9 protein-coding genes and 3 pseudogenes are annotated in these 11,062 nt (G+C 58.6%); 3 read left to right on the top strand and 9 right to left on the bottom strand.

Annotated elements, in window-relative coordinates; genetic code table 11:
- Window positions 1-97 (top strand): annotated as a pseudogene (locus AC1RQ9_RS17685) (IS5/IS1182 family transposase); the annotation flags it as partial.
- Between the two features lie 59 nt (window positions 98-156).
- On the opposite strand, the gene AC1RQ9_RS17680 reads toward AC1RQ9_RS17685, so the two are convergent.
- Window positions 157-1,343 (bottom strand): IS3 family transposase gene (locus tag AC1RQ9_RS17680; protein WP_217420549.1). Its coding sequence is split into 2 segments (ribosomal slippage): window positions 157-1,073 and window positions 1,073-1,343, totalling 1,188 coding nucleotides; the frame shifts between segments, so codons are not numbered across the junction.
- 68 nt (window positions 1,344-1,411) lie between these two features.
- Here AC1RQ9_RS17680 and AC1RQ9_RS17675 point away from each other — a divergent pair.
- Window positions 1,412-1,969, top strand: a pseudogene (locus AC1RQ9_RS17675) (mechanosensitive ion channel family protein); the annotation flags it as partial.
- A 166-nt stretch (window positions 1,970-2,135) separates the two neighbouring features.
- On the opposite strand, the gene AC1RQ9_RS17670 reads toward AC1RQ9_RS17675, so the two are convergent.
- The 6 genes from AC1RQ9_RS17670 to AC1RQ9_RS17645 form a co-directional block, all read right to left on the bottom strand.
- Window positions 2,136-3,527 (bottom strand): NAD-dependent succinate-semialdehyde dehydrogenase, encoded by a 1,392-nt coding sequence (locus tag AC1RQ9_RS17670; RefSeq protein ID WP_048883800.1) that lies wholly within the window; start codon window positions 3,525-3,527, stop codon window positions 2,136-2,138.
- Window positions 3,528-3,592: 65 nt separating this feature from the next.
- The gene (gene adhP / locus AC1RQ9_RS17665; protein ID WP_048883801.1) at window positions 3,593-4,621 is read right to left on the bottom strand and encodes an alcohol dehydrogenase AdhP; all 1,029 of its coding nucleotides are present in this window, start codon (window positions 4,619-4,621) and stop codon (window positions 3,593-3,595) included.
- A gap of 70 nt (window positions 4,622-4,691) precedes the next feature.
- Window positions 4,692-6,116, bottom strand: coding sequence for an NAD(P)(+) transhydrogenase (Re/Si-specific) subunit beta (locus AC1RQ9_RS17660; protein ID WP_048883802.1), 1,425 nt, complete (start codon window positions 6,114-6,116; stop codon window positions 4,692-4,694).
- Complete coding sequence (locus AC1RQ9_RS17655; protein ID WP_485987978.1) at window positions 6,113-6,445, bottom strand: NAD(P) transhydrogenase subunit alpha part 2; 333 nt, start codon at window positions 6,443-6,445, stop codon at window positions 6,113-6,115. The genes AC1RQ9_RS17660 and AC1RQ9_RS17655 overlap by 4 nt, the downstream gene beginning before the upstream one ends.
- Window positions 6,442-7,638: an NAD(P) transhydrogenase subunit alpha gene (locus AC1RQ9_RS17650; protein WP_048883804.1), complete on the bottom strand. Its 1,197-nt coding sequence runs from the start codon at window positions 7,636-7,638 to the stop codon at window positions 6,442-6,444. The genes AC1RQ9_RS17655 and AC1RQ9_RS17650 overlap by 4 nt, the downstream gene beginning before the upstream one ends.
- 324 nt (window positions 7,639-7,962) lie before the next feature.
- A protein-coding gene (locus AC1RQ9_RS17645; protein ID WP_282813605.1) for an IS3 family transposase occupies window positions 7,963-9,149 on the bottom strand; the annotation gives its coding sequence in 2 pieces (ribosomal slippage) (window positions 7,963-8,879 and window positions 8,879-9,149; 1,188 coding nt in all).
- 67 nt (window positions 9,150-9,216) lie between these two features.
- On the opposite strand from AC1RQ9_RS17645, the pseudogene AC1RQ9_RS17640 reads away from it, so the two are divergent.
- Window positions 9,217-9,699: pseudogene (locus AC1RQ9_RS17640) on the top strand (IS5 family transposase); the annotation flags it as partial.
- Window positions 9,700-9,742: 43 nt separating this feature from the next.
- Here the strand turns inward: AC1RQ9_RS17640 and AC1RQ9_RS17635 are convergent.
- Together AC1RQ9_RS17635 and AC1RQ9_RS17630 are read right to left on the bottom strand one after the other, a co-directional pair.
- On the bottom strand, window positions 9,743-10,774 hold the full coding sequence (locus tag AC1RQ9_RS17635) for a tyrosine-type recombinase/integrase (protein WP_110532175.1): 1,032 nt from the start codon (window positions 10,772-10,774) through the stop codon (window positions 9,743-9,745).
- Window positions 10,775-10,831: 57 nt separating this feature from the next.
- On the bottom strand, window positions 10,832-11,062 hold a 231-nt coding region (locus AC1RQ9_RS17630; RefSeq protein WP_485987977.1), incomplete at its 5' end, for a UvrD-helicase domain-containing protein.

Here is an 11,062-nt window from a genome sequence, read left to right as displayed (position 1 = left end):
GTTCCGGGAACTGGCGCGGCGTTTCCTGTTTCAGACGATCCACGATGTTGAATTGATGCTCGATCGGGAGCGGATGGGTCGTGAAGCCAGTCCGTCTGAGGTGGTCCCGTCCGTTCGGACAGTTTTGCGGGCTTGATAAGCTATACCCGGTTGTTGTTATGCCGCCCTTCTGACGGCGTTGCTGTTGGCCATCTGGTCCGGGGTTAACCCCGGACCAGATGGCGTCGGCACGTCATGATACGCCTCATCGGGCGTTCGTCCAGCCAGCGCCGTATGCGGACGCCTTTCGTTATAATGGGCGATCCATCTGCCAAGCCCGGCCCTCAGCTCTGATCCGGTCTCGAACGCGTACAGGTAGACGCATTCGTATTTCAGCGACCGCCACAGGCGCTCGATGAACACGTTGTCCAGCCAGCGACCGCGCCCATCCATGCTGATGCGGATCTGACGCTCTTCCAGTATCCCGCTGAAACGGGGTGTCGTAAATTGCGACCCCTGGTCAGTATTGAAAATGTCCGGCGCGCCATAGCGCATGAGGGCATCCTGTAGCGTCTCGATACAGAACTCCACGTCCATCGTGTTCGACAGACGCCAGGACAGGACCTTGCGCGTGAACCAGTCCATGATCGCCACGAGATAGAGAAATCCCCGTTTCATGGGAATATATGTGATATCGGAACACCAGACCTGGTCAGGCCGATTGATGACCAGATCCCGTAGCAGATATGGATATTTCCGATGCTCCGGATGGGGCACGGTCGTGCGCGGCTTCTGGTAGATCGCCCGCAGGCCCATGATCGCCATGAGCCGCCGGACCCGCTTGCGGCCCACTTCATGTCCCTGGCGGCGCAGATGCCATGTCATCTGCCGTGAGCCATAATACGGCGTTTCCAGGAACTGGGCGTCGATCAGTCGCATCAGCTCCAGATTGGCTTCGCTCTGTGGCACAGGCCGATAGTAGACGCCCGACCGGTTGAGTTGCAGCAGCGTGCATTGCCGGATTATCGGCAGGCATGCTCTCTTCGGGTCAATCATCTGCCGCCTCTGATCACGCCCAACCGAGCAGAGGCATCCCGCAAAAAATCCCGTTCCACCAGCAACTGGCCGATCTTGGCGTGCAGTTTCTCTACATCAGCAGGGCTGACTGAAGGTTCCGTTACTGACTTACCAGAAAAAAGGCTTGCCATGCCTTCGATCGCCTGGCGCTTCCATTGGGCGATCATCGTCTGATGCACGCCATGTTTCGAAGCCAGTTCCGCCAGCGTCAGTTCCCCACGGATCGCCTCCAGCGCAACCCGTGACTTGAACTCTGCCGCATACCGTTTCCGCGTAATCTTGCCCATAAAACCCGTCCTCGTTCAGGCCAGATGATAGCTTATCGCCCTGTCCGAAAAATGGGGACCACCTCTGTATTGCGACGACGTCGTTTGTTGCGGTTCTTGGTGCCGCGGGTTTGGCGGTCGGCATGGCATTGCAGGGTAGTCTTGCGAACTTTGCTGGTGGTGTTTTGATTCTTCTGTTTCGCCCATTCAAGGTGGGAGATTCGATCACAGCAGGAGGGAGTTCCGGTACGGTGACATCGATCGAGATGTTCCGCACTGTCTTGCTCGATGCGAACAACGAGATAATCTTTATCCCCAACGGAACATTGTCGAACAACATTGTCGTCAACAGTTCGGAGTCGGAAAGGCTTCTGGGATCTGTCAGTTTGCTGATCGATTACAATGATGATCTCGACAAGGCCCGTGCGCTGCTTCTGGGGTTAACGGAACAGGACGAACGGGTGCTTAAAGATCCAGCACCGTCGGTCTCCTTCCTGCCGAAGCCTGCAAATATTCAGGTGACGCTTGGGTTCTGGAGCGCTCCGGGAGATGTTTCATCGCTGGTTGGAAAATATTCCGAAGAGTCCATCAAAGTGCTTCAGAAAGCTGGCTATCGTCTTGGCGTAACGGCGCGAGCGGCAGCATGAAGCATGCCGGATCGGGTTCAGGAGAAAGGGTGAAGAAATAACCGCCCCTTGATCTCTCTGTCTTCCGGTGTCGACACATAAAAAAGGCCCGGTCCCGCAAACTGCGAGACCGGGCTTTTTTACATTCAGAGTGGAGCGACCGAAGAAGTCACTCCCGTCACCGCAATCAGAACGGCGCGTCGATGTCGACGACGTCGATCAGCTTGTGGTTGACGAACTCCTTGATGCCGAGGTCGATCAGTTCACGACCGAAGCCGGAACGCAGCACGCCACCGAACGGCAGGTCCGCCTTCACCATCGTCGGATGGTTGATGTAGACCATGCCGGTCTCGATCTGCTCGGCCACGCGTTCGCCACGGGCTTCGTCCTTGGTGAAGACCGAACCGCCAAGGCCATACGGGCTGTCATTGGCCACGCGGATCGCCTCGGCTTCGTCCTTCACGCGGAACAGCAGCGTGACGGGGCCGAAGAACTCTTCGCGCATCGCCGGGTTGTCGTCCTTGAGGTTGGTGAGGATCACCGGACGGAAGAACGCACCCTGATTGGGCATTTCCAGCGGGATTTCTTCCGCTTTCGCACCTGCGGCAACTGCACCTTCGACCTGCTTTTTCAGATCGTCAGCGGCTTTCTGCGAAGACAGCGGAGCCAGCGTCGTGGCGGGGTCCATCGGGTCGCCCATTTTCAGCTTGGACACGCCCTCGCGGTAGCGCTTGACGAACTCGTCATAGACACCGTCCACGACGATCAGGCGCTTGGAGGACACACAGACCTGACCGGCGTTCCAGTGACGTCCGAAGACGGCCCAGTTCACGGTCTTCTCCAGATCGGCATCTTCCAGCACGATGAAGGCGTCCGCGCCGCCCAGTTCCATGGTGCACTTCTTCAGCGCCTGACCGGCTTCGGAGGCCAGACGTGCGCCAGCACCTTCGGAGCCTGTCAGAGCCAGACCGCGCACGCGGTGGTCGGCAAGGATGCGCGAGACCTGATCGTGCGTGGGATAGAGGTTCTGGAACGCGCCCTTGGGCAGGCCGGCCTTGATCATCAGTTCGTCCATGGCGGCAGCACACTGCGGCACGTTGGAAGCGTGCTTGAGGACGACGGTGTTACCGGCGGAGAGCTGCGGCGCGATGATGCGCGCGACCTGATAGAACGGGAAGTTCCACGGTTCGACGGCCAGCAGCACGCCCAGCGGCTGATGGATCACTTTCGCGCGGCCCTCGTCCTTGCTGGCGACGGGCAGATCCTGCGGGACCAGAAGTTTCTCGGCGTTCTTGGCATAATATTCGAAGATCGCTGCGGACAGTTCCGTCTCGGCCTTGGCTTCCGCGAAGATCTTGCCCATCTCCAGCGTCAGCAGCTTGGAGTAGTCGTCGATATTGGCGCGCAGGATGTCGGCAGCGTTCTGCATGACCTTCGCGCGCTCGGCGAAGGAGGTCGTGCGCCACGACAGGAAGGCGCTGTGGGCTGCGTCCAGCGCCGTGTTGATCTCGGCGTCGGTCGAATTGGGGAACACCTTGATCTGTTCATTCGTGAACGGATTGGTTGTTGCGTAGGCCATCCTCTGTTCCTTTTTTCTTCTGCGCGAGGGGAAACCCGTGCCTGAGGACAGGCACGGTAAGCACGTCAGTTCCGGAAGTCGAGCACCACGCGTCCGTCGATGCGACCATGTTCAAGGTCGTCGAAGATGCGGTTGATGTTCTCCAGTTTGTCGGGCTTCACAACGCTGTGAATCTTTCCCTCAGCAAAGAAGGACAGCGCCTCGATCATGTCGAGACGCGTGCCCACGATGGATCCGCGGACCGTTGTTCCCGTCATGACCATGTCGAAGATCGACACCGGAAATTCACCCGGCGGCAGGCCATTGAGAACAATCGTTCCACCGCGTCGTGCATAGCCCATGGCCTGTGAAAAGGCGATACGGGAGACGGCCGTCACCAGCGCGCCATGAGCGCCGCCGACTTCCTTCTGCACGAAGGCCGCGGGGTCTGTGTCCTTGGCATTTACGGTCAGCGCCGCGCCCAGTTCCTTGGCGGTCTTCAGTTTTGTGTCATCAATATCGACGGCGATCATGTTCTTGCCCATGGCCACGCCGTACTGAATGGCCATCTGGCCCAGACCACCCACGCCTGAGACCGCCACCCAGTCACCGGGCTTGGTGTCGGTCATTTTCAGACCTTTATAGACCGTCAGGCCCGCGCACAGCACTGGTGCGATCTGGATCGGGTCCACGCCCTTGGGAATGTGCGCCACGTAGTTCGGATCGGCCACGACATATTCCGCGAAGCAGCCATTCACGGTGTAGCCTGTGTCTTGCTGCTTTTCACACAGCGTTTCCCAGCCGCCCAGACAGTGCTCGCAATGACCGCAGCTCGAATACAGCCACGGGACGCCGACCACATCGCCTTCCTTGATCCAGTTGACGTTGCTGCCAACCTGCACGACGTGGCCCACGCCCTCGTGGCCAGGGATGAATGGGGGTTTGGGTTTGGTGGGCCAGTCACCGCTCACGGCGTGCAGGTCTGTGTGACAGACGCCACAGGCGTCAACCTTCACCAGAATCTGATTCTGATTGATCGTGGGAATGTCCAGCTCTTCGATTGTCAGCGGTTTGCCGAACTCGTGGGCGACCGCCGCTTTCATCTTGCCTGCCATGTCTCTTTTCCTTTCTTTTGTCCGATCCCTGAAATGAAAAACCCTGCCACCGGAGTGGCAGGGGTGGGGATCAGTTGGTTCCCAGTGCCTTCACGGCTTCGACCATCTTGCTCAGCACGGCTTGTGCGTCACCAAAGACCATCGAGCAGTTCTTCGCGAAGAACAGCGGGTTCTGCACGCCCGAATAGCCGGTCCCCTGACCACGTTTGATGACGAAGACCTGATGCGCCTGATCGGCGTTGAGGATCGGCATACCGTAGATGGGGGAAGACTTGTCCGTGCGTGCGGAGGGGTTGACCACGTCGTTTGCGCCAATCACGAGCGCAACATCGGTGGATTTGAAGCTGTCGTTGATGTCGTCCATGTCGTAGATCATGTCGTAAGGCACGCCGGCTTCGGCGAGCAGCACGTTCATGTGACCGGGCATACGACCCGCAACAGGGTGGATGGCGAACTTCACGTCCACGCCCGCTGCCTGAAGCAGCTTCACAAACTCGTAGAGCTTCTGCTGCGCCTGAGCCACCGCCAGACCGTAGCCCGGAATGATGATGACGCTCGACGCATAACGCATGGTGGTGGCGGCATCGGCCGGATCGACCGATTTCATCTCGCCCTGCGGTCCCTTGGCCTGCTGGGAAGCCGCGCCGAAGTTGCTGAACAGCACGTTGGTGATCGAACGGTTCATGGCTTTCGCCATCAGCACCGTCAGCAGTGTGCCGGCCGAACCCACGACCATGCCCGCGATCATGAGCGCGGGATCGGCCATGACATAGCCTTCAAGACCCACGGCCAGACCGGTAAAGGCGTTGTAGAGCGAGATCACCACCGGCATGTCCGCGCCGCCGATCGGCACCGTCATGCACAGCCCGAAGAACAGCGCGCCGGCAAAGAACAGGAGGGCATACAGGCCGCCTTCCGGCGCTCCGTTCATCTGCGCGATGACGGTCATGATGCCCAGCACGATCGTGCCAAGGAAGATGGCCAGGTTGAACACCTTCTGCCCGCCGAAACGGATGGGATTGCGCATCTTGCCGTCAAGCTTGGCCCATGCAATCAGCGAGCCGGTCAGTGAGATACAGCCGATCAGCGCGCCTGTGACGGTTACGCCCAGATGCAGGGCCGAGCCGCCCGCGTGATGCAGAAGCGCCACCGCTGCCACGGCTGCGGCCGAGCCGCCGCCCATGCCGTTGAACAGCGCCACCATCTGCGGCATGGCCGTCATGGGGACTGTCCGTCCCTTGCGGCCCGCCCACAGGCCGCCCAGCAGAAGCGCAAGGACAGCCAGCCCGAGGTTGACGGGAAGATGCGGCAGCACATCTTCGGGAAGGTTGAAGACCTGAAGGAAGCTGGCCACGACCACGAAGGCCATGCCCCAGCCCGCGATGACGATGCCTTTGACGGCCGTGACCGGCGAAGACATGCCCTTGAGGCCGTAGATGAACAGTCCGGACGCAACCAGACCGCTCAGGGCCACAATGTATTCGAGCAGATTCATGATGCGCTCTTTTCGTCAGACTTTTTCACCGGCTTGGCGGTGCTGGGCTTGAACATGGCCAGCATCCGGTCGGTCACGACATAGCCGCCCATCACGTTGCCCGCGCCGAACAGGACACCGAAGAAACCGATGATCTGTTCCGCCAGCGTAGTGGCCGAGAGCAGGGCACTGAGCGCGCCCACCACGACGATACCGTGAATGAAGTTCGAGCCTGACATCAGCGGTGTGTGCAGGATCGATGGCACCCGGCTGATAACCACGTAGCCTGTGAACGCCGCCAGCATGAAGATGTAGAGGGCGATGATGAAAGTCATGGAGGTGATGATCATGACGTCGGTCCTTTCGGCGCAGCAGGGGCCGGAGAAGGCTTCGGAGCCGCGGGTGCCGGGGCAGCCGGTATGCCCTCCACCACGGCACGCACGCCATCATTGGTGATCTTGCCGTCATGGGTGACGAGTGTCTTGGCGATCACCTCATCCGTCAGGTCCAGTGTCAGCTTGCCATCCTTGATGATCTGTTCGAGCAGATTGAGGATGTTCTTGGAATACAGTTCACTGGCCTGCTCGCTGAGATAGGACGGCAGGTTGGTCGGGCCGATGATCAGCGTGGGACCGACCTGAAGCGTCTCACCCGCCTTGGTGCCTTCGCAGTTGCCACCGCCTTCCGCGCCCATGTCCACGATGACGGAGCCGGGTTTCATGCGTGCGATCTGGTCCGCGTCGATCAGGCGCGGTGCACGGCGGCCCGGGACGGCAGCCGTGGTGACGATGAGATCGGCACGTGCGATGTGATCGCTCAGCACCGATTTCACCTTGGCTTTTTCGGCGTCTGTCAGTTCGCGGGCGTACCCGCCCTGACCGGTGGCGTCCACGCCCGTATCCACGAATTTCGCACCCAGCGAGTGAGCTTCATCCTTCGTTTCCGGTCGGACGTCATAGCCTTCCGTGACCGCACCGAGACGGTGGGCGGTCGCCAGCGCTTGAAGCCCGGCCACACCAAGACCCATGACCAACACCTGTGCGGCCCGAAGGGAACCGACAGCGGTGGTCATCATGGGAAGAATCTTGGGCATATGCACGGTGCCGAGCAGCACCGCGTAGTAGCCCGCGAGTGTGGCCTGACTGGACAGGGCGTCCATGGCCTGCGCGCGGCTGATACGGGGGATTTGCTCCATTGCGAAACAGGAAATCTTTTTGTCCCGCAGTGCCTTCACCAGATCGGGATGAGTGCGCCCGTAGATGAAGGAGATGAGGATGGCTCCCGGTTTCATGACCTGCACAAGGTCGGGAGAGGGAGGATTCACTGCAAGGACGATATCGGCGGAGGCGACGAGGGATTTCTCGTCTTCCACGATGGAGGTGTCCTTGTAGGTGGCATCGGGAAAATAGGAAGTGAGACCGGCTCCGGCTTCGAGGGCGACGGACGCCCCCAGACGCTTGATGCGCTCCGCAACGACGGGCACCAACGCAACGCGCCGTTCTCCTTCGTCCTTTTCCCTGATCGCGGCGATCGTAAGGCTCATGATCAGTTGTCCATGCTGGGTTGTGGCTATCTGCGGTCGGCAAGTGCTGACGTTGCCAGTGGGCTTGCCCGCCGAACGCCCGAGGACGCTAACGACTCTGTTATCAACCTGTGCGGCAAGGCTCCTTGACGTGTGTCAACTTCTGCAACGAAGGCAGGATTGCGTAGTTCATCCAGTTTCCCTGCACAGGAAAGACATTCGGCCTCCAGGTTGGCCAAGCGACACTTTTTCATGTGTGATTTTCGACTGACATGAAGGTTTCATTGAGGTGGTCCCGTCCGTTCGGACAGTTTTGCGGGCTTGATAAGCTATACCCGGTTGTTGTTATGCCGCCCTTCTGACGGCGTTGCTGTTGGCCATCTGGTCCGGGGTTAACCCCGGACCAGATGGCGTCGGCACGTTATGATACGCCTCATCGGGCGTTCGTCCAGCCAGCGCCGTATGCGGACGCCTTTCGTTATAAAGGGCGATCCATCTGCCAAGCCCGGCCCTCAGCTCTGATCCGGTCTCGAACGCGTACAGGTAGACGCATTCGTATTTCAGCGACCGCCACAGGCGCTCGATGAACACGTTGTCCAGCCAGCGACCGCGCCCATCCATGCTGATGCGGATCTGACGCTCTTCCAGTATCCCGCTGAAACGGGGTGTCGTAAATTGCGACCCCTGGTCAGTATTGAAAATGTCCGGCGCGCCATAGCGCATGAGGGCATCCTGTAGCGCCTCGATACAGAACTCCGCGTCCATCGTGTTCGACAGACGCCAGGACAGGACCTTGCGCGTGAACCAGTCCATGATCGCCACGAGATAGAGAAATCCCCGTTTCATGGGAATATATGTGATATCGGAACACCAGACCTGGTCAGGCCGATTGATGACCAGATCCCGTAGCAGATATGGATATTTCCGATGCTCCGGATGGGGCACGGTCGTGCGCGGCTTCTGGTAGATCGCCCGCAGGCCCATGATCGCCATGAGCCGCCGGACCCGCTTGCGGCCCACTTCATGTCCCTGGCGGCGCAGATGCCATGTCATCTGCCGTGAGCCATAATACGGCGTTTCCAGGAACTGGGCGTCGATCAGCCGCATCAGCTCCAGATTGGCTTCGCTCTGTGGCACAGGCCGATAGTAGACGCCCGACCGGTTGAGTTGCAGCAGCGTGCATTGCCGGATTATCGGCAGGCATGCTCTCTTCGGGTCAATCATCTGCCGCCTCTGATCACGCCCAACCGAGCAGAGGCATCCCGCAAAAAATCCCGTTCCACCAGCAACTGGCCGATCTTGGCGTGCAGTTTCTCTACATCAGCAGGGCTGACTGAAGGTTCCGTTACCGACTTACCAGAAAAAAGGCTTGCCATGCCTTCGATCGCCTGGCGCTTCCATTGGGCGATCATCGTCTGATGCACGCCATGTTTCGAAGCCAGTTCCGCCAGCGTCAGTTCCCCACGGATCGCCTCCAGCGCAACCCGTGACTTGAACTCTGCCGCATACCGTTTCCGCGTAATCTTGCCCATAAAACCCGTCCTCGTTCAGGCCAGATGATAGCTTATCGCCCTGTCCGAAAAATGGGGACCACCTCTGTCGGCCGGGGTGATCGACAGCCAAAGCGTCAAGGCGCCTCATGCAAAGACAAGGGGTTATGACGCCGGCAAGAAAGTGGTCGGGCGCAAGCGGCATATCGCCGTCGATACGGACGGGCGCCTGCTGATGCTCAACCTGACACCGGCCGACATCTCCGACAGCGCAGGCGCACAGATGATCCTGGATGCGATCCGTAAACGCTGGCCCTGGGTGAAGCACCTGTTTGCCGATGGCGCCTATGACCGCCTCCAACTGATGGACAAGGCGGCTTATCTGGAGTTCGTCGTCGAGATCATCCGCCGCCGTAACGGGGCTAAAGGCTTCGAGGTTCTGTCCCGACGCTGGGTCGTCGAACGGACGTTCGGTTGGATGACCCGCTGGCGACGCCTCGTGCGCGATTACGAGCGCCGCATCGATGTCTCACAGGCCATGATCTTCGTCGCCATGGGGGCCAATCTCATCCGAAGAAACGCTCATCCATGACTTTCCAAACAGGCTCTGAGAAACCTGATATTCGGCCACTGTTCTATCCTCCGAAGACCCTGTTACCAAGATTCATATCCATCTGTTCGACCGAGTGTGCGATTTTACGGAGAAGATCTTCACCAGATAGATGGATATAAAGTGTCGTACTTTGAACATTGCGGTGTCCGGCATACGTTGCGATATCGTGCAGACGCCAGCCTGACCGGGCCAGGTGCGTCAGTCTCAGATGTCTCAAGGTATGAGTACTGAACGCCGGTATGCCGGCTTGAAGGGCAAGACATCTGACAGTTTTGCTCCATGACCACTTCGTTATGGGCTGTCGAAAGTTTCGATCTGACTCAGACAGAAACAAGGCACCTGAATGGGTTGTCGCACCGCGTCGACGATGTAAATACACTGCCAACACAGGACAAATCACTGCTGAGTAACAAACCACTCGAGCGTGTGCACTTTTACTCGTCTCAGCCCGAATAGTGAGGAGACGTCTCGCAGGGTCAATATCCGACACCCTCAAACCTACTAACTCTTCTCGGCGCAGTGCGCCATAGTAGGCCAAGGCGAACATGAGGCGATTTCTGACTGTTTCCTGTGCGACTATTTCTTGCAAGCGAGCCCATTCTTCGTCAGATGGCAAATATGGCAGTAATTTGGAACGACGTACCAAACCATACCTGAACCCGACATGCTCCGAGAGTGGGCCGCGCCCTACAACCGCCTGCCCTCGCGGCACCGGATTTCGATGTTTGATTCCTTCAAAGACCAAATGATCATACCAAAGTCGGACGGCGGACAGGCGCTGATGAAGCGTAGCATTGCTCACAGCAGCGCGAGTGGATAGGAAAGGAACGTCTTCTCCACGTAAATACCTTACAAATAGTGAAACATGACTCAAAGTTGCTGCCTCAGGAGCAACACCTGCTGCCTCACAAAAAAACAGATACTGTTCCAGACCTCTGGCATAGGCGTCTATGGTAGCGGGCGAACGGCCAAGATTGTCGAGCAACGAAAGCCATAAGCATCCTTGAGAGTTCTCAGAAACCTGCGGATATCGTGACCATTTAGGCTCAGGCATCGTACCCTCCCTTTGCGACACGAAGGTATAGATTCAAGCCGATGTATTCCAACTAACTTATAAGATGCTCTGGGAATCATCACCCACGCAGAACAGTTCACCAGACGTCCTGCCAAGCAACGTGAGCCACAGGTACTGGGCGCGGTTCACATCCTGAAACTCGTCCGCCATCACGGCCGTAAAACGGGCGGACCATCGGCGATGGTATTCTGCATCATGCAGCATCGCGAGGGTCGGCCACATCAGCAGATCACCAAAATCCGCCGCGTTCTGCTCGCGCAAGATCGC

The organism is Komagataeibacter ossonobensis, from assembly GCF_057359305.1.
This window is presented reverse-complemented; position numbering and strand designations above follow the sequence as displayed.

Coding starts and splice junctions, on each gene's coding strand:
- AC1RQ9_RS17670 (WP_048883800.1), bottom strand. CDS start 3,527: ATGGCCTACGCAACAACCAATCCGTTCACGAATGAACAGATCAAGGTG.
- adhP (WP_048883801.1), bottom strand. CDS start 4,621: ATGGCAGGCAAGATGAAAGCGGCGGTCGCCCACGAGTTCGGCAAACCG.
- AC1RQ9_RS17660 (WP_048883802.1), bottom strand. CDS start 6,116: ATGAATCTGCTCGAATACATTGTGGCCCTGAGCGGTCTGGTTGCGTCC.
- AC1RQ9_RS17655 (WP_485987978.1), bottom strand. CDS start 6,445: ATGATCATCACCTCCATGACTTTCATCATCGCCCTCTACATCTTCATG.
- AC1RQ9_RS17650 (WP_048883804.1), bottom strand. CDS start 7,638: ATGAGCCTTACGATCGCCGCGATCAGGGAAAAGGACGAAGGAGAACGG.
- AC1RQ9_RS17635 (WP_110532175.1), bottom strand. CDS start 10,774: ATGCCTGAGCCTAAATGGTCACGATATCCGCAGGTTTCTGAGAACTCT.